At 35.9% G+C, this 20164-nt stretch carries 11 protein-coding genes; 5 read left to right on the plus strand and 6 right to left on the minus strand.

The window, feature by feature from the left end:
• Positions 1–85: 85 nt before the first annotated feature.
• From AC07UM_RS08445 to AC07UM_RS08455, 3 genes are all read right to left on the minus strand, one after another.
• Entirely contained in the window at positions 86–700 is a 615-nt protein-coding gene (locus AC07UM_RS08445) for a response regulator (RefSeq protein WP_494682051.1), read from the minus strand.
• Positions 697–3669, minus strand: coding sequence for a sensor histidine kinase (locus tag AC07UM_RS08450; RefSeq protein ID WP_494682052.1), 2973 nt, complete (start codon positions 3667–3669; stop codon positions 697–699). Before AC07UM_RS08450 ends, AC07UM_RS08445 begins: the two co-directional genes overlap by 4 nt.
• 289 nt (positions 3670–3958) lie before the next feature.
• Complete coding sequence (locus AC07UM_RS08455; protein WP_494682053.1) at positions 3959–4255, minus strand: helix-turn-helix domain-containing protein; 297 nt, start codon at positions 4253–4255, stop codon at positions 3959–3961.
• Between the two features lie 181 nt (positions 4256–4436).
• On the opposite strand from AC07UM_RS08455, the gene ccoN reads away from it, so the two are divergent.
• The 5 genes from ccoN (at position 4437) to AC07UM_RS08480 (ending at position 16248) form a co-directional block, all read left to right on the plus strand.
• The gene (gene ccoN, locus AC07UM_RS08460) at positions 4437–6716 is read left to right on the plus strand and encodes a cytochrome-c oxidase, cbb3-type subunit I (protein ID WP_494682054.1); all 2280 of its coding nucleotides are present in this window, start codon (positions 4437–4439) and stop codon (positions 6714–6716) included.
• Between the two features lie 19 nt (positions 6717–6735).
• A complete protein-coding gene (locus AC07UM_RS08465; protein WP_494682055.1) occupies positions 6736–7623 on the plus strand; it encodes a cbb3-type cytochrome c oxidase N-terminal domain-containing protein in 888 nt (295 codons plus the stop codon).
• 294 nt (positions 7624–7917) lie between these two features.
• Entirely contained in the window at positions 7918–12948 is a 5031-nt protein-coding gene (locus AC07UM_RS08470; protein ID WP_494682056.1) for a translocation/assembly module TamB domain-containing protein, read from the plus strand.
• Entirely contained in the window at positions 12948–15275 is a 2328-nt protein-coding gene (gene tamL / locus AC07UM_RS08475; protein WP_494682057.1) for a translocation and assembly module lipoprotein TamL, read from the plus strand. Before AC07UM_RS08470 ends, tamL begins: the two co-directional genes overlap by 1 nt.
• A 1-nt stretch (position 15276) precedes the next feature.
• The gene (locus AC07UM_RS08480) at positions 15277–16248 is read left to right on the plus strand and encodes a YihY/virulence factor BrkB family protein (protein ID WP_494682058.1); all 972 of its coding nucleotides are present in this window, start codon (positions 15277–15279) and stop codon (positions 16246–16248) included.
• A gap of 60 nt (positions 16249–16308) precedes the next feature.
• On the opposite strand, the gene argS is transcribed toward AC07UM_RS08480, so the two are convergent.
• The 3 genes from argS to AC07UM_RS08495 form a co-directional block, all read right to left on the minus strand.
• Positions 16309–18069 carry an arginine--tRNA ligase gene (argS, locus tag AC07UM_RS08485; protein WP_494682059.1) on the minus strand — a complete coding sequence of 587 codons (1761 nt, stop codon included), beginning with the start codon at positions 18067–18069 and terminating at the stop codon, positions 16309–16311.
• Positions 18070–18198: 129 nt separating this feature from the next.
• Positions 18199–18645 (minus strand): lipocalin-like domain-containing protein, encoded by a 447-nt coding sequence (locus AC07UM_RS08490; protein WP_494682060.1) that lies wholly within the window; start codon positions 18643–18645, stop codon positions 18199–18201.
• A gap of 57 nt (positions 18646–18702) precedes the next feature.
• On the minus strand, positions 18703–20163 hold the full coding sequence (locus AC07UM_RS08495) for a SusD/RagB family nutrient-binding outer membrane lipoprotein (protein ID WP_494682061.1): 1461 nt from the start codon (positions 20161–20163) through the stop codon (positions 18703–18705).
• Position 20164 lies beyond the last annotated feature (1 nt).

Below are 20164 nucleotides of genomic sequence, written 5' to 3' on the forward strand. Positions count from 1 at the left end.
GCGAAAAACAGATAAGTAAAGAACAGATTCTGTACGCATTTTTCCACAAAACTGTAGTGGTTTTATGACAATACCTGCTGAGGTATTAATGTATTTCTTTGTAAATCTCAAGCAATTCGACCAGATTGGTAATCTTCAGTTTCTGGTATACTCTTCTTTTGTAAGTACCTACAGTGGATTCTTCAATATTGAGAGCATTCGCAATTTCAAGATTTCCATTTCCTTTTGCAAGAAGGTTAAAAATCTGCAGTTCCCGCTCTGATAAATTTTCAACTGCAGCTCTCTTTTTATTTCCTTTCAGCACTTCATTCATGATTTCCTGAGTATAATACTGTCCATCTTTAAAAAGAGCTTCAATAGCTTTTACAAAATGATCCGGATCACTTTGTTTGTTCAAAAAACCGTTCGCCCCTTCTTTAATATATTGCAGAGCAATATTTTCTTTATAGGATGTAAATATTAAGATAAGAGTATCTTCAGAGATATTTTTGATCTCTTTGACCATAGATTTGAGAATGCTTCCCGGAAGTTCAATATCCAGAATAACAAGGTCATATTTTTCAGTTTCAATTTTCTTTTTTGCTTCTCCATAGGTCTCTGCAAAATCGACTTCAAAATGATTAAAATTTTTCTCCAGGATCATAGCTGTCCCAATTCTTACCACATGATGGTCATCTGCAATGAGTATTTTTTTTGTCATATTTTAATAAGGATTTTAATAAGGGTTCCTTTCGGAGTATTTTTATGAAAAGTCATTTCGGAGTTAATTTTCATAAGGAGCTGAATAACCATATGAAGACCTAAACCGTAATTTTTGAAAATCATTTGTTTGTTTTCTTTTTCCTTAAAAAGTCCGGAATAATAGATTCTCTGTTCATCAGACATCCCATTTCCTGTATCACTAATACTGATTTCTATATATGATTCAGTGAAAGCTGATGTGATGGTAATTTCTCCGTCTGAGGTATTTTTCACAGCATTATCTATGATATTATGGAAAACTGCAAGGAGAATATTTTTATTGATTAGTATTTTCAGTTGATGATCACAAAAGTTGTAGATAAATGTATTTTTTTGCCCTGCAATTTCTTCAAATAATAATCTTTTGGTTTCAATGAGGTCATAAACAGAATATTCTTCTTCCGTTTTATTTTCCTGCTTGTACAGTTCCGTATATTCCTTAAGGCTTAATGTAAATTTATACAGCTGTTCTGAAGTTTTGTAAATGCTGTCAAAATATTTTTTCTGTGTCTTCAGATCCGAAGACTGATTGAGTTCCTGTGAAAGAAGGGCAATAAATTTCACAGGGGTGGTGATATCATGACTTATACTTTCTACTAGTTTTTTTTGATAATCGGATTCACTTTTAAGTTTGTTATTGGTTTCAAGCAGCTCTTTATCTTTATGCACAATTGTATTTTTCAGCACCTTATTTTTCAATCTTAAAAAATTGGTCCTCACCTGTACAATTCCTAAAACGATGAAAATAACAATACCGGCCATTAGGATTTTAAAAAGAAGAGTCTGATAAAAATAGGCTTCAACTTCTACAGGAATTTTTTTATAAAAGAATTTCCCAGTTTCTGAAGATAAAAACCGAACCAAAAGAGTATAATTTCCGGGTTCCATATTGGTCAGCCGAAATATTTTATCATTTTTAATATTAACCCATGGGCCCCCTTCACTATCTGAAAATTTTGCCTGCAGGTAGATATTTTCCAAATCGGAGTAATAAGGAATATCAATATAGAGTTCTGCATTTTTATATCCACATTCCAGGAAGAGTTTATCTTTCAGCTGAATCATCTTCCCCTTTATTTTTGCTCTTTCTATATATATATCTTCCGTTGCCGGATAATAAGTTCTGACATTTTCAGGATTAAAAAATACAAAGCCCACCATGGAAGGAAATACAAATTGTCCATCTTTCAGTACATGAGCACAGGGATTGGCACTTCCGTTGAATTCATTATTTAAAAGACCCTGCTTTTTGGTATAACGATAATAAGTGATCACTCCCTTCATAGTTTTTAGGTACTGCAGAAGAGTATTTTTATTGACTTTAAACAGTCCGTTATCTGAAGACATCCATAAATTGGAATGTTGATCTTCCAACAAATAATGAGCATTGGCCAGAAAATTATTTTTATCGGAAGGAACTCTTACAGCTTCCTGAGCTTTTATTAAATAAATTCCCCTGTTGTAAGTAGTAAACCAGATATTTCCGTCTTTTGTTCGGATAATTTGTTTTACAGGAAGACCTTTTCCAATCTGCTTTATCATCCTTTTCCGAGTAAGAGAGTACACATAAATTCCGCCACTGCTTCCAAGATAAAGAAGATCTTTATCATATCTGAAAACAGTATATATATTATCTTCACATGGAATAATTCTTTCAACTCTCTTAAAATTATTGTGACTAAACAGATACAGATAAAATTGATTTCTATCTATGATGGATGCAATATAAAGATCCCCGTTTTTATAAAGCCCATCAATACCTTTATCTTTAAAAGAAATGGAATCATACTTTGTAAATCCAGTATTTCTATACCTTACGTGGATAGAGTTATTTTCCCGATATATCAGATTTCCTGCATTATCTTCAATTATATATCTCTTATCATAAGACTGAGGGGCAAAAAATAATCTTTCTGAAGTATGGCGGGAATATTTTATTCCTTCCTGTGTCAAAACAGAATTATCCCCGTAAGAAACTGCTGCATAACAGACCTCATCCTGATAAGACAAATTTTTCCTGGAAACCGAAAAATCTGATAAGCTCAGAATCTTCAGTCCATTAATAGAACTTCCAATATATAATTTTCTGGCAGTCTCATCATAAAATATAGCTCCTGAGATATCTTTATCAATATCCTTGTATTCTAATAAAAAAGTGAGTTTTAGTTTACCTCCTGAGAATTCACTTCTGTATATTTTACCATGGTGGATCATAAAAACCTGTCCGGAAATTTGCTGCCAGTACATTCTGGTTTCAGGATCTGTATAGATAGAAGGGGCTTCTATCTCAGACAATGTTCCTCTATATAATTGGATTATTTTCTTTCTGACTGGATCACTGATTAGTACATATTCACCATGAACAAACATTTTTTTTAACCGGTCATAAGAGAACCCACCAGCAACAGTAGTTCTTTTCTTACTTTTTTTATCAACATAAAAAATAGTATTATCTTCAAAGTAATATGATCCTTCATCCAACTGAACGTAATAAGAATTTATATAATAAGAAATATACCTTGCAGTGATATTATTCCTTACAATTCTTTTATAAATCTTATTTTTCAAAGCACCTCCATACTCAAATGTATTGTTAATGGCTATAACATCTGGCCGCCGGCGGGAAATCAGAAGAACTTTTTGTTCAGAAATATTAAAAACAGAAATACTGTCTTTCTTTATACTCCCATAGAAATCTCCAAAACTTAAATTTTTAAGTTTAAAATTATTATACTGTACAAAGTTACTCCCATCATATCTCAGAATCCTCCCTTCCATAGACATCCAGATGAATCCATATTTATCTTTTACGATGTCTTTGATACTATTTTGAGGCAGACCATTATCCATGTTATACCATTGGGTAGTATAGTTTTGCCCGTTGACATTTAGAACAAACAAAAATGAAATAAAGTAAAGAAGCTTCATTCAGTAGGGCAGCATTATATTTAAGACAAATATATTATAGAAAATTAAATCTATTGTAAATATTTATCCACAATCATGTGAATTTTTATCTACATAATTATTTATTAATAGTATCTTGATTATAATAAATTTGACAAACCATTGCTTGTTCCCCATCAATGACATTATCATCAGGCATAGACTAGAAACACACACTTTTTGAACACAAAAAAATGATCTCCTTCAATGGCTGAAGGAGATCACTGTTTTATAATTATTAAAATTGAATGTAAAAGAGTACAACTAAAGTCTACAAAAACTCTTTCGGAATCGCAATATTATTATTTTTTATATACTCTAAAAGGCTCTGGTATTTGTCATCATTTCCATCTGTTCCACATTTGTGCGAAATGCTGCAGATATCGGATGGCTTAATGTCTAAAATATTGGATATTTTAGTCAGTATCTCCAGGTTGATCTTCACCTTGGAATTTTCAATATCGGAATAGGCCTTCTGGGAAATTCCCATTTCAAAAGCCATATATTCTTGCGTAAGATCTCTGCTCCTACGTATTTTCCTGATATTTTGTCCACATACTTTCATCATTTTTGTTTTAGTAGTTTTCGGTATATTTTAGAAGATTATCTATTAGCCTCTAACAAAGGTAATAAATACCTTTGGCAAAACATTATACACGTTACATGATATTTATTTTCAATATAGAAAAGGCTTAAAAACACCCCTTTTTTCAGAGAAAATATCACTTTGGTAAACACTATTGGAATTTATGGAGACGCAAAAATTTAATTATGACAATAATATTGTCAGAGCATTCCTCTATGCGACTATCGCATTCGGACTTGTAGGATTTCTGCTGGGGCTTACAGCTGCACTGATGCTTTTTTATCCTGAATTACCTGAATTTTTATTCGGTACGGATGATACAACTATTAAAAGCTTAGCTTCGGGTAATATTCAGGGGCTGATCAATACTCAGGGAGCAATGGGCTTTGGAAGAATCAGAATGCTCCATACAAGTGCTGTAATTTTTGCTTTCGTGTGTAATTCCTTTTTCTGCGGTGCTTACTACAGTATGCAAAGACTTCTTAAAACCAGAATGTATAGTGATACATTATCATGGATTCATTTCTGGTCATGGCAGTTTATGATCGTCAGCGTAGTGATTACTTTCCTTATGGGGATCAATACTTCAAAAGAATATGCTGAACATGAATGGCCTATTGACATCTTAATTGCATTCTCATGGATCGTTTTCGGAATCAATATGTTCGGAACTATTTCCAAAAGAAGAGTAAGACATTTGTATGTAGCGATCTGGTTCTATCTGGCAACCTGGATCGCTGTAGCAATGCTTCACATCTTCAATAATCTTGAAGTTCCGTTATCTTTCACAAGCTGGAAATCTTATTCTGTATATGCAGGTGTAAAAGATGCATTAGTACAATGGTGGTATGGGCACAATGCGGTAGCATTTGTATTAACCACTCCTGTATTAGGTCTGATGTATTACTTTATGCCAAAAGCAGCACAGCGACCGGTATTCTCATACAAACTATCCATTATTCACTTCTGGTCGCTGATCTTTGTATACCTTTGGGCTGGGCCTCACCACCTGCAATATACAGCATTACCGGCATGGGCTCAGGCAGTAGGAACGGGATTCTCCATTATGCTTATTGCACCATCATGGGGAGGAATGCTGAATGGTCTTCTTACCTTAAGAGGAGCCTGGGATAAAGTAAGAGAAAATCCCATTTTAAAATTCTTTGTAGTTGCTATTACCTGTTATGGTATGGCCACTTTCGAAGGACCTTTATTAGCAACAAAATCACTAAATAAAATTGGTCACTATACCGACTGGGTGATTGGCCACGTACACTTAGGAGCTCTTGGATGGAATGGTTTCATGGCATTCGGAGTGGTATATTATCTGGTTCCGATCATGTGGAGAACACCCCTTTGGTCTAAAAAATTGGCTAACTGGCACTTTTGGCTGGGAACATTAGGAATTATCTTCTACGCTGTACCCATGTATATCGCAGGATTCACCCAGGGATTGATGTGGAAACAGTTCAACCCGGACGGAACTTTATTATGGAAAAACTGGCTGGATACCGTGACAGCAATCATTCCTTACTTTAAAATGAGATTCTTAGGAGGTGTATTTTATCTTTTAGGGGCAATTTTAATGGTAATCAATGTTATCAAAACCGTTAAAGCCGGATCATTCCAGAAAGAAGTTCCAGCAGAGGCTCCTGCATTAGCCAATATCGGATCTTCAAGAAAAGAAGGTGAAGGGGTGCACTTATGGTTGGAAAGAACACCTACTCTTCTATCTATACTAGCTTTCATCACAATAGCAATTGGTGGACTGGTGGAAATTGTTCCGACGCTTTCACTGAAGCAAAGTGTTCCGACAATTACAGCCGTAAAACCCTATACTCCACTGGAGCTTGAAGGGAGAGATTTATATATCCGTGAAGGATGTAACTCCTGCCACTCTCAGATGATCAGACCTTTCCGTGATGAAGTAATGAGATTTGAAGGAAAAAACGGACAATATTCCAAAGCGGGAGAATTTGTATATGACAGACCCTTCTTATGGGGATCTAAAAGAACAGGGCCGGATCTTCACAGAGAAGGAGGCCGAAACCCGGATTCATGGCACTTCAAACATATGTACAACCCAAGAATTACTTCTGCAGGTTCCATCATGCCGCGTTTCCCATGGCTAATCACCAATAAGCTGGACAGAAATGAAATGGTAGATAAAATGAAACTGATGAAAAATGTCTTCGATGTACCTTATACCAAAGCTCAGATCGATTCTGCCAACCAATGGGCAGACAACCAATCCAAAGCTATTGTACAAAGAATCTATTCTGAAGCTGTTGATGTAAAAGACCAGATGGTCAAAGAAAAAACAGCAAAAGGATCTGCCTATGTCCCCCTTGAACAAAGAGAAATCATAGCAATGATCGCTTACCTGCAGAGATTAGGTACGGATATTAAAACAACACAGGTACAAACCGCAAGCGTAGAGTAACATTTAAAATTGTATTGCAATGAAAACGAGAACCCCAATTTCAATATATATCGCAACAACGATAGGTTTAACGATCATGGCCTTTGAAATGTTCGCCGGCGATTCAGGATATTTTTCTTCTCCATTTTTCTGGGCACTAATATTAATTGCCACGATTCTTCTGCTGATCATGAATTCGATTGGAGATCTGGTAGAAAATGAAAGCTTCAGCAGATTATCAGAGGAAGAGAGACAACAATATCTGGCAGAAAAAAAGATTCCTTATTATCAGAAATTATGGAATTCCGCCTTCAAAAAGCAATCTGTGACCGAAGAAAAGGACATCCTTATCGACCACGGTTTTGACGGAATTACAGAGCTTGACAATTCTCTTCCAAAATGGTGGATAGGTCTATTCTGGTTTGGCTGTATTTTCTGTGCAGTGTATCTATTAGCCTTCTCTTTTACAGACTACGCCCATCCGGAAGTAGAGTATACAAAAGAAGCAAAAACCATGTTAGCTTCCATTGAAGAGTATGAGAAAAGTGCCCCTCAGATCAATCTGGAATCCGCAAAATACAGTGCCGATAATATTGCAGATGGCCAGGAACTTTTCAAAACAAATTGTGTTACCTGCCATGGAGACGGTGGAAAAGGAGGCATAGGTCCCAACCTTACCGACACCCACTGGATCAATATGAAAGAAAAAAGCTTATTTAAAAATGTTTTCTGGATGCTTGAGAACGGCTCTCCAAACAATCCTACCATGAGACCTTTCATCAAGGAAGGAACTATTACAGGAAGAGATGCTGAAAAAATTGCCGCTTATATTTATCATATCAACCAGGAAACGGCTCCCATTACAACTGCTCAAGGCGGCGCCGCCCCGCAAGGAGAAGAAGTAAAATGGGAGAACGGAAACAACTAAAAAATTTATTATCTATCATATAAACCATGCCACGCCCCCTTTACAACTACACTAACTTTTGAATTTTCATTTTTGCTAACTAACCTTTTCAACATCAAAAAATGATAAAAAGGGGGCGTTTTTTACCATAACAATCCTTGCCTTGGCCTATCTTACTCAACTATTCACTTGACAACTACAAACTAAAAATTCCATAATAAGACAGCCAAGGCAGGATTTTTGCATTCGTAAAGGGTACCACAACAAAGTCAAAATAATTTAGTATTATTATCTTTGTTAGAAACCACACCGAATTTGAAACTGAAAATCAACACCACAAAACTCTTAAGGCGTATTGTTATAACCTTTATTTCAATATTGGTTCTTCTTACCCTGTTGATACTAAGCTTAAGACTTCCAGCCGTTCAGAACTTTATTAAGGACAAGCTCATTGTTTATCTTGAGAAAAAAATCAAAACCAAGGTAAGCCTTGAAAGAGTCTATATAGGATTTCCCAACAGTCTTGTCATGGAAAACCTATATCTGAAAGGACAAGATGTAGATACTCTTCTTGCAGTCAAAAAACTGGATGTAGGACTACACATGCTAAAGCTTATCAATTCTACGGCAGATATTACTTCGGTGGGTATGGAAGGAGCCCGCGCCCATGTTGTGCGGAAGCAGGATGGTAAATTCAATTTTGATTATATTATTGATGCTTTTGCTACCACTGATAAAGAAGAAAGCTCTTCTAAGCCATTTATTATTTCCCTGGATAAAATTAATTTAAAAGATATTGGTGTTACCTTCAATGATCAGCAGTCAAAGAATGATATTAAACTCTATTTTAAGTCGTTTGATACCAGAGTAAAAACGTTTGATCTTACCAAAAATAATTATGCAGTCAATGATATTAATCTTGACGGATTAAAATTAAAGCTAAAGCAGGGTCTTATAGAAGAAGTGGCAAATAAGGTTGAGAAAAAAGTAGATTCCCTCAACAAAAAGACACCAATGAACATTGGACTGAGAGGCATTAAGCTTACTCATTTCGATATTGATTACGGAGATGAAAATACCAAAACATTTGCAAAAGTTATATTCAAAGAGCTGAGCACAAAGGTTAATAAACTTGACCTTGAAAACAACGCTTACAACGTAGCCAATGTATTTCTTTCCGGAGCTGATATTAATGCCAATCTTTATCTACCCGCTCAGAATGCCAACCCGAAAACGACAAAAGAGCCAGAAGTTTCCAAAGCTTCTGATCAGGATAAGGCGATGAAGCTTCTTTTAGGAAAGCTTGTTTTAAATGATGTAAAAGTAAACTATAACAATACTGCTATTGCTCCAACCAAACAGGGAATGGATTTCAACCACCTTAATTTTTCAAAAATGAATGTTGAGGTGAGAAGTTTCAAAATGGAGAATAATACTTTTGCAGGAACCGTAAATTCTGCAGAAATTCAGGAGGCAAGAGGTTTGGATATTCAGAAATTCAATACGGATTTTGTATATGCAGAAAAGGAGGCTTATCTCAAAGATCTTTATCTGCAAACTCCGAAAACAATATTGCGTGATGAGGTTATTTTAAACTACAATTCTATTGATCAGCTAACCTCAAATCTTGGTGCTGTAAAGATTTCAGCCAATATAAAAGATTCAAAAATAGGATTCTCTGATATTTTAAATATTGTTCCGACTTTAAAAAATACAGTGCCATTCAACAAATACCCGAATGCTGTTTTAAATGTCAACGCCAACGTAAAAGGAAGTGTAAATGACCTTTTCATCAAGGACCTTAAAGTTTCAGGGTTGGACGAATTGAGGGTAATGGCATCCGGGAAAATCAAAAATGCAATGAACCCTGATCAGTTGTATTATGATCTGAGAATTGGAGAATTTTCTTCCAATGCCAAAACGATTTTCAATCTTGTCCCGAAAAATACGATTCCTTCCAATATTTCGCTTCCTTCTCATTTCAGTATCAAAGGAAATGCAAAGGGAACGACCAAAGTGGTGAATGCAGACCTTAATCTCTACTCTACTCTCGGAAATGCCGCTGTAGTCGCACAAGTAGATATGCGAAGAAAAAATCATGAGCTATATGATGTAAAAGCTAATCTCCAAGGGATACAGGTAGGAAAAATCATTCAGAATAAAGACATTGGTCCCGTCACCGCACAAATTGCAGCGAAAGGGGAAAGTTTTGATTTTAAAAATGCCAAAGCAGATCTGAAAGGACATGTTGCATCAGCTGTTTACAAAGGATATCGATATCAAAACATGAATCTTACCGGAAAGATCAACAAAGGTGCTTATCATGTAATTTTAGACTCAAAAGATCCGAATGCCAGTTTACAATTGACGGCCTCAGGAGTGTATGATGAAAAAAATCCTACGGTAAAAGTGAATGGAGAAGTCATCAAGCTGGATGTCAATAAACTTGGCTTCTATGAAAAACCGATGATCATTGCCGGAAAAATTGATGGAGATTTCACCAGTCTGGATCCAAATAATCTTAATGGATATTTAAACCTTAAAGATTTTGCCTTCTCGGATACCAAAGAAGTGTATCCTGTACAGGAAGTTAATCTGAAAGCATCATCCACAAAGGATTCTACACAGATTATTTTCAATTCTCAGATCGCGGATGTAGAATTGAAAGGTAAATATAAACTGACTCAGATTTTTGGTGCTTTAACGAAAACCATAAATCAGTATTATCAATTCCAGAAACCGGATAAAAGCCAAAAAATTGATCCGGGGCAGCATTTTACTTTTACAGCGAAAATTAAAAATGATGACCTGATCAGAAAATTTGTTCCGGATCTGAAAGATTTTGAAACCATCAATCTTGTAGGAAATTATGATGCAGATTCTCAGAAAATTGAGATTGACGGACAGATTCCAAGATTATTATATGGTGAAAATACCATTGAAAAAGGAGCTTTAAAAGTTACTAATGAAAATCAGGCATTGCAGTACAGTCTGAATGTTGCTGCTTTAAAAAGCTCAAGTTTTTCTTTAAACAAAATAAACATTGACGGAGATGTTGCCGACAATACGATCCGATACAATGTTACTACAAAAGATGAGAAAGATGCTACCCAATTCCTGATTGCAGGAAATGCAAAATCGCTGAATGACATTACAGAAATATCTTTAAATCCAAACGGATTGAAGCTTAATTACACAGATTGGAATGTTGCGGAAAACAACAAAATACAGATCAGCAATAAAGGAATTTTGGCAGATAATTTCATTCTATCTAATGGAAACAGTGAAATTGCTGTTCAGTCTGAAAGCAGTAATCCAAGCAGTCCTTTAAACATTTCGTTGAAAGATTTTAAGATAGAAACCATTACAGAACTTATTAAAAAAGATACAGTTCTGGCAAGAGGAACCATTAACGGAACGGCACAGCTTAGAGATATCACCAAAAAATTGACATTCACTTCCGACCTTAATATTTCTGATTTGATCGTCTATGGAAGTCCTGTTGGAAATCTTGCCGTAAAAGTGAACAATGCTTCACCGAATGTTTTAAATGCTGATATTGCCCTTTCCGGAAATAACAATGATGTCAAAATACTGGGTGATTATAATACTTCTTCCAGTACCTTCGATCTGAATATGGCCATCAACCAGCTTCAGATGAAGAGTATTCAAGGGTTTTCCATGAATGCCATTACGAATACGGAAGGATATCTTTCTGGGAATTTAAAAATTACAGGAACTGCTGACAAACCGAATATTTTAGGAAAAGTAAAATTCAATGATGCAGGGTTAGAAATCGCAAAAACCGGAAGTGACTTCAGACATCTGAGTGATGAAATAGATTTTACGAGCCGAGGGATTGAGTTTGATAAATTCAAGATCAAAGACAAAGACGGCAATGCTCTTGTTGTGGACGGACAGGTTCTGACCCAGACTTACAGGGATTTTGCTTTTAATCTGAATGTGAATGCGAAAGATTTCAAAGTTGTCAATTCAGAAAAGTCTAATGATGCGATCATGTATGGTGTTCTGGCGATTGATGCCGGGCTTCATATCCGCGGAAACCTTGATCTTCCAAAAGTAGACGGAAAACTGAATGTAGCGGACAACACAGACTTTACATTTGTTCTTCCTCAATCTTCCCCATCTTTACAGGAAAGAGACGGTATTGTAGAGTTTATAGATCAGGATCAGGTAGTTTTAAATAAAACCATCAAAACAGATTCTCTCGACTCCAAAAGCCGTATCAAAGGAATGGATGTGAGTGTCAACATTGAAGTCAGCAAAGAAGCCAAACTCTCTATTATTATTGATAAAGTAAACGGTGATTTTGTAAAACTTCAGGGAGAAGCAGAATTGACAGGTGGAATTGACCCTTCCGGAAAAATGACATTAGTAGGAGTTTATGAAGTGGAAAAAGGAAGTTATGATCTTTCTGTGAGCTTGCTTAAACGTAAATTTGATATTCAGAAAGGCAGCACAATCACCTGGACAGGTGAACCTACAATGGCTCAAATGGATATTACGGCGGTCTATAAAACAGAAGCTGCCCCTATTGATCTTGTCGAACAACAGGTAAGTGGCGAAGGAAATGCTTCACTTATGAATCAGTTTAAACAAAGAATTCCTTTCAATGCATTATTGAAAATGAAGGGAGAATTATTAAAGCCTCTGCTTACTTTTGATATTACTACTGATGAAAAAAATAACTCTGTATCAACAAATGTAAAAGACATTGTTGATCAGAAACTTGCTCAGTTGAGAACTCAGGAATCTGAAATGAATAAACAGGTTTTTGCTTTATTGCTTCTGAACCGTTTCATCGGGGAAAATCCGTTTGAAAGCGGAGCTGGAATGTCTGCCGAAACCATGGCAAGACAGAGTGTGAGTAAAATTCTTTCTCAACAGCTAAACAATCTAGCATCCGGTCTGATCAAAGGTGTAGACCTTAATTTCGGGCTTGATTCTACAGAAGACTATTCCAGCGGACAAAAAAATACCAGAACCGACCTGAATGTAGACATCAGTAAAAAATTACTGAATGACCGACTGAAAGTAACGGTAGGAAGTAATTTCGGACTGGAAGGTCAGGCCCGTCAGAACGAAAATATGACCAATATTGCGGGTAACGTCTCCGTAGATTACAGCCTTTCTAAAGATGGAAGATATATGCTGCGTGCTTATCGTAAAGATGAATATCAGGTGGCTCTTCAAGGGCAGATTATAGAAACCGGAGTTGGATTCATTATTACATTGGATTATGACAAATTCCGCGAGATCTTCCAGAAATCTAAAGAGAAGAAGCCAAAAAAGAATCAAAATAACCAAGTGGTAGAATTTAAATAATGAGTAAAAAGTTCCATATATATTGTAAGTATCTGTTGGTTTCCGGAATGGCATCCACAGTATTCTCGTGCAGTAATACAAGGTTTTTGAAAGAAGGTCAGATGCTCTACACAGGAGCCAAGGTAAAGATTGAAAACGATACGATTTCAAAAAAAGAAAAAAAAGAACTTCAGGCTGCACTGGAAGCGAACCTTACCCCAAAACCTAATTCTACATTTTTGGGGATGCGTCCCAAGCTGTATTTTTATAATATCGCCAAAGAGCCGAAAAAGGATAAAGGGTTTAATTACTGGCTTAAATATAAAATAGGTGAAAAGCCTGTATTATTAGGTGATGTAGACCGTGAGTTCAATAAAGATATCATTGTCAATTATTCTGAAAACAAAGGATATTTCAATGCTAAAGCTTCTTATGACACGGTTTCAAAGAACAAAAAAGCTCAGGTTATTTATACGGTAAGACCGGGTTCAAGATACTTGATTGACGGGGTAAAGTTTCAGAAAGATTCTACTCTTGTTAATCAGGAGATTCAGAATTTAACAAAAAAAACATTTCTTAAAAACGGAAATCCATTTGACCTGGATGTTATCAAAGCGGAAAGGGAAAGAATTGATAATCGGTTAAAAGAAAGAGGTTTTTATTATTTCCATCCTGATAATATTATTGTACAGGCAGACAGTACTGTAAGCAAAAATCATAAGGTTGAGCTTAACGTAAAACTGAAAGACAATACGCCTGATTTAGCGACTCAGCAATTCAGTATTAATAATGTTATTGTATTCCCTAATTACAACATTCAGGATGTAAAAGAAGGGAAATACAGCATTCCAATGAATAAAGATTCTCTTTCCAAATATGCTTTTGATGATATTTACGTCATTGATCCTCAGCATAAATTCAAGCCGAAGATTTTTGACAGAGCACTGTATTTCAAAAAAGGAGATCTTTATAATCGCTCCAATCATAATCTTACGCTGAACCGTTTGATCAGTTTGGGCGTTTTCAAATTTGTAAAGAATGAGTTCGTGGTTTCGGATTCACTGAGTCATAAATTTGATGCTTATTATTTATTAACCCCAAGACAAATTCAATCGCTTCGTCTGGAAGCGTTAGGAAGAACCAATTCTGCCAACTATGCAGGTAGTGAACTCAACCTGAACTGGACCCACCGAAATTTCTTCAGAGGTGCAGAACAATTTAAAGCGGCGATCTTCGGAGCTTTTGATTTCCAGATGGGAGGAGCTCAGGATGCCAATAATATTTTCCGTGCAGGAGCCAATGCACAGCTTTCAATCCCTAGAATTGTGGCGCCATTCCGTTTTCATTCTTCCAGTGAATTTGTTCCGAGAACGAATATCACATTAGGATATGAATTCCAGAACAGAACAAAATATTATACCTTAAATAACTTCACCGGATCATTTGGGTATCTGTGGAAAGAAAATGCCAGAAAAGAACATGAACTGAAGGTGATTGACATTACATTGGTTTCACCAGCAAATGTTACGGATGAATATAATAGAATATCTGCAAAAAATCCTGCAATGCAAAGAATTGTAGATAAACAGTTAATTTTCGGACCTACCTACTCTTTCACGTACACCAATACCATGCTGCCGAGAACCAATACGGTTTATTATAAAGGTACCCTTGATCTGGCAGGAAATATTACAGGGTTAGCTACAGGAGCTGATGTGAAAAAAGATAAGGAAAAGAAAATATTCGGAATTCCTTTCAGTCAGTATGTAAAGATTGAAAATGACTTCAGATTCTATCACAAATTCACTGAAAAGTCTTCACTGGCAACGAGATTCATTGGAGGAATTGCCTATCCCTACGGAAACTCAGAATTTATTCCTTTCTCCAAACAGTTTTTCTCAGGAGGTAGCAACAGTATCAGAGCATTCCGAGCAAGAACATTAGGACCCGGAAGTTTTGATCCCAGAACTATTGATGAAGGGGCTTATTTTGATCAGTCTGGAGATATCAAACTGGAATTAAATGCGGAGTACCGCGCCAATCTTTATAAATTTTTAAATGCTGCCGTTTTTGTAGATGCCGGAAATATCTGGCTTCTTCATGACGACGATAAGAGACCTGGTGCTAAATTTTCAAAAGACTTTTTAAATGAAATTGCGGTGGGTGCCGGAGTGGGTCTAAGACTTGATTTTTCTATCCTGATTCTAAGACTAGACCTTGCCATGCCACTGAGAGTTCCTTACTATCAGAAAGGAGACAGATGGGCCTTCGATAAAATTAATTTCGGAGACTCAAGCTGGAGAAAAGATAATCTTGTTTTAAATATTGCTATCGGATATCCATTTTAATATGATCAATACTGCTAAATTTTTCTGGGAGGTTCTGAAAGACACGTTTACAGAGTGGAACAATTCTACTGCATCAAAAGATTCAGCAAGTTTGGCCTATTATGCCATATTTTCTATTCCTGGATTATTGATTATTATTATCTGGGTACTTGGAAATTTCTTTGGGGAAGAAGCAATCCGTGGCCAAATCAGTACGCAAATCAGCGGTATTATGGGACCCGATGTAGCCAAAAGTATTGAGAGTATGCTGGCAGGTGCCCTTATTGACAAAAAGAATATTTTCATGAAAGCTGTGGGAGTCGGATCATTGGTTTTCGGTTCTACCACCTTATTTTTTCAGCTTCAGCATTCATTGAATACACTTTGGGATGTAGAGGCAGCTCCTAAAAAAGCACTCATCAAATTTTTACTGGACAGAGCCAATTCATTGGGAATGATCCTGATTTTGGGATTTCTTCTGATGACCACCATGATTTTATCTTCTCTGATCAGTCTGTTTAATAAAATAATTACTCAGTATTTTGGTTTTGAAACCTATATGCTGGTTGAGTTTGTGAATTTTGCGGTAGGTTTTGGAATTGTCATGTTCTTATTTGCTTTGATGTTTAAAGTACTGCCTGATGTTCTGATCAGCTGGAAACCGGTGTGGAAAGGGGCATTTCTGACTACTGTTTTATTCACCCTTGGAAAGTTTTTATTAAGCCTTTATTTTAACCAGATAAAACCTACTTCAGCCTTTGGTGCTGCCGGAACTGTCATCCTGATTATGATGTGGATCAACTATTCCTGTATGCTGATTTTCTTTGGCGCAGAATTTACCAAAGTTTATACTTATAAAAAAGGATATAAAGTTGTTCTGTCCAAACATGCACGATGGACCCCTGCAAAATTATATGCAGATAGTCTGAAACAGATGAGTGCACCACAAGAAGAGAATATTCCCCCGGAAGCTTCAGAAGCAAAGCAATCTTAAAGTATCAACTTTATTTACATACAAAAAAAGCCTCCTGAAAATTCAGGAGGCTTTCTATTTTTACATTCTGTTTACTGTTCCGATTCCCAGCAATTCTAACGATTTTTTTATCGTTTTTGCTGTTAGATCTGAAATATTCAAACGGAATTGTTTTACATTTTCATCTTCCTGATTCAGAATTGGGTTATTCTGATAGAAAGAGTTGTATGCTTTTACAAGATCATAGACATAATTCGCCACTAATGCCGGGCTTAAAGTTTCCGCTGACTTGGCAACTACAGTTTTAAAGTTGGTCAGCTGCATAATCAATTCTTTTTCAGATTGATTTAATTCAATATCAGCAGTTTCTGTGTTCAAAGTACCTGCTTTAGACAGCAATGACTGAATACGCGCATACGTATATTGAATGAACGGACCTGTATTTCCGTTGAAATCGATACTTTCTGCCGGGTTGAAAAGCATTTTTTTCTTAGGATCTACTTTAAGCATAAAATACTTCAATGCTCCTAACCCTACCGTTTCATAAGAGGTTTCTTTATCCTCTTCAGAAAGGCTTTCGAGCTTTCCTAATTCCTGTGCCTTAGATTTTGCTGTCTCATACATTTCCTGCATCAGATCATCCGCATCTACAACAGTTCCTTCACGGGATTTCATTTTCCCTTCAGGCAATTCAACCATTCCGTAAGAAAGGTGGAACAATTGATCTGCCCATTCATATCCTAATTTTTTCAGGATTTTAAATAAAACCTGGAAGTGATAATCCTGCTCGTTTCCTACCGTATAGATGAGCTTCTGAATGTTATTTTGTTTAAAACGTTCAACTGCTGTTCCAAGATCCTGAGTCATGTATACGGATGTACCATCTGAACGTAACAACAGCTTCTGATCAAGTCCTTCATCTGTAAGGTCACACCAAACAGAACCATCTTCTTTCTGATAGAGTACTCCATTATCCAGACCTGCCTGAATAAGATCTTTTCCTAAAATATAAGTGTTGCTTTCATATTGAACCTGATCAAAGTCTACCCCTAATCTTTTATAAGTCTCATTGAATCCTTTGTAAACCCATGAATTCATCTCAGCCCAAAGTGCTCTTACTTTCTCATCTCCATTTTCCCAATCCAAAAGCATTTTCTGTGCTTCTTTCATCAATGGAGCTTCTTTTTTAGCCTGCTCTTCTCCTATCCCCTGACCTACTAAATCGGCAATTTCTTTTTTGTAGTTTTTGTCAAATTCTACGTAATAGTTTCCTACAAATTTATCTCCTTTGGTATTAGTAGCTTCAGGAGTTTCTCCATGTCCGAATTTCTCCCAAGCCAACATTGATTTGCAGATATGAATTCCTCTATCGTTGATGATCTGACTTTTGATTACATCATATCCGGCCTCTTTTAAAATCTGAGCTACAGAGAATCCTAATAAGTTATTTCTGATGTGTCCTAAGTGTAACGGTTTATTGGTATTCGGTGAAGAGTATTCTACCATTACCATAGAATTTTTCTTTTCTATGGTAGAAAAGTTCTTGCTTACAGATCTGAAATTATCTACAAACAATTGATTTTTCACTTTTACATTAAGGAAACCTTTTACGACATTAAAGCTTTCGAAAATTTCCGTCTGCTCTGTCAAAGCTTCACCTAATTCAACCCCGATGCTTTCAGGATTTTTTTTCAATTGTTTTACCAACGGGAAAGTAACGATTGTAAAATCCCCTTCAAATTCCGTTTTATTTTCCTGAACTTCCAGTTTGATATCTTTTAACTGATATACGTTTAAAATGACTTCTGAAAGTTTTTTTTCTATAATATCTTTAATATTCATTTTTCTAAATTCTCTTTTAAGTCTATCGTTGAGATATTTTTACAATTTGTCTCAGCTCAAAATATAAGGTACAAATATACGGAAATAAAAAAACCGCCCGAAGGCGGTTTTATAGGTAAATAAGAATATTTATTCTTTTCTGAAAACTAAGGTTGCATCATCATTGCCTGGGTTATTATCCAGATTCTTATTATTATCCCGAATTCTCAGTTCAGTATCAGAATATGACTGTACTTCTTTTTTCATGGTTTTAGTAAGTCCGGCTTCTGTATAAGTAATTGTAAGAGTATTATACAAACTATCATAAGCCCATTTCCCTACAAAAGAGTCCAATAAATTACAATTCCCTGAAACTCCTGCTTCATATCTGTCATAAGCTCCCGAGAAATCGGCGTTGATCATTATTATACCTTTGTCTTCACAATCATTCAATGTTATATTTTTACCTCTGAATTCATATTTAATTGGACGCCAAGTTCCATTGATGGTTACATTATTTACCATTACATTATTATCATCATCACTAGAACATGAAACAATTCCCATTAATAAAAGAATTCCAATAAAATATTTCATAATTAAGTATTTTCTACATCCGGATATGCAATAACACTCACCGGATTATTGTTCAAATTAAAACTTATCCCAGAAGATCTTCGTTGAAACTTTATCTCCTCCAATTTTTGCTGCAGCTGCATTTACATTAGTAGCATTCAAAAGATATTCCTGATCGGAATAACGCATTCTAATTGGAACAGCTTCTACTCTGGAGTTTGAAGGGTTTACAAATACCGGGAAATCCAATCTTCTTGCAAAGTTCCATGCCTGGAAACCTTTATTAAACATAGCTACCCATGATTGCTCTCCGATAGATTTTTTCCAATTGGCTGCGTCATATGGATTAGCGGCAGCGTATGTGCCAGCATCTGCATCACTCACCCCATATTCTTTCATAGAAGCCTTAATTGCATCTGAATACAAAGTGGCGGCGGTACCTCCAACGCTGAATCCTCTCTGTGCAGCTTCAGCTCTTAAAAACATAATTTCTGTATAATCTAATAGGAATCCCTGAGCATTTTCTCCTGAGATAGCATCTGTAAAATGAGAATATTGTCCAAAAACGTTTTGTTTCGCATATTTTCCTCCAATATAAGCTCCTCCTACTTGGGTAAACCAGACAGCTCTTCTTGGATCATTTTTACCATTCATAAAATTAACCAAAAGGTCTGAAGGTAAAAAGTCATTTCTACCAGATTGAATTACATCCTGATATACTGGATTAGATAATAACCCGGAAGGGAAAGTTTGTAAACCAAAGTTATCTAATTTATCTGTAAATAAACCTCCACTATATGCTGCTTCTGCATAGGTTTTAGCGAGTGCAGGCTCTACATCTGCTAAAGAAACAGCCATTCTGAATTTCAATGAATTACCCATTTTCACCCATTTAGACATATCCCCTTTATAAATCAGATCTTTATCATATCCTTTTTGTGATGTATTGATCATCGCAAGAGCTGCATCAATTCTTTTAATAAGATCCAGATAGATCGTTTTTGCATCATCATAAGGAATTTCAGAATTCCCTGGATTCTCTGCTGTTGCTTTCAAAGCTCCAAAATAAGGAATATCACCATAAGTATCTACTAAGTTGGCCCATGCATAAACATTTACCAATTCAATCATGGCAATATTGTTATTTTTTTTAACAGCATCTACCCCTTCTGTTTCAAGAAATCTTCTTGCATCTCTTAATGCAGATAATACTCCCGGAGAGTTAATGGTTGCGGATGCAGAAGACATCATACGATTGTAATGATTTCTAGGGATTGGTCTTGAAACCATATCATATCTAGACTCATCAATATAGGTTGTCTCAGACCACTGCTGAGTAAAAAACTTAGTAATATTACGGTTAACATTAACGTTCAATATCTGATCTAGCAATGCCTGTTCAGCACTTGCGAAAAGTACTCCTGAAGGTACTTCCGTTGGATGCTTAGGGTCTTCATTCAATGAAGTAATCTCTCTTTCACAAGACGTAAAAGTTAACGATAATGAAGCTAAGCCTATAATTAAAAATATTTTTTTCATT

Source organism: Chryseobacterium sp. GW821-FHT04C04 (genome assembly GCF_059420365.1).

Bases quoted from the DNA above. Each gene is read 5' to 3' on its own strand.
- AC07UM_RS08445 (WP_494682051.1), bottom strand. From the start codon at position 700: ATGACAAAAAAAATACTCATTGCAGATGACCATCATGTGGTAAGAATT.
- AC07UM_RS08450 (WP_494682052.1), bottom strand. From the start codon at position 3,669: ATGAAGCTTCTTTACTTTATTTCATTTTTGTTTGTTCTAAATGTCAAC.
- AC07UM_RS08455 (WP_494682053.1), bottom strand. From the start codon at position 4,255: ATGATGAAAGTATGTGGACAAAATATCAGGAAAATACGTAGGAGCAGA.
- ccoN (WP_494682054.1), top strand. From the start codon at position 4,437: ATGGAGACGCAAAAATTTAATTATGACAATAATATTGTCAGAGCATTC.
- AC07UM_RS08465 (WP_494682055.1), top strand. From the start codon at position 6,736: ATGAAAACGAGAACCCCAATTTCAATATATATCGCAACAACGATAGGT.
- tamL (WP_494682057.1), top strand. From the start codon at position 12,948: ATGAGTAAAAAGTTCCATATATATTGTAAGTATCTGTTGGTTTCCGGA.
- AC07UM_RS08480 (WP_494682058.1), top strand. From the start codon at position 15,277: ATGATCAATACTGCTAAATTTTTCTGGGAGGTTCTGAAAGACACGTTT.
- argS (WP_494682059.1), bottom strand. From the start codon at position 18,069: ATGAATATTAAAGATATTATAGAAAAAAAACTTTCAGAAGTCATTTTA.
- AC07UM_RS08490 (WP_494682060.1), bottom strand. From the start codon at position 18,645: ATGAAATATTTTATTGGAATTCTTTTATTAATGGGAATTGTTTCATGT.
- AC07UM_RS08495 (WP_494682061.1), bottom strand. From the start codon at position 20,163: ATGAAAAAAATATTTTTAATTATAGGCTTAGCTTCATTATCGTTAACT.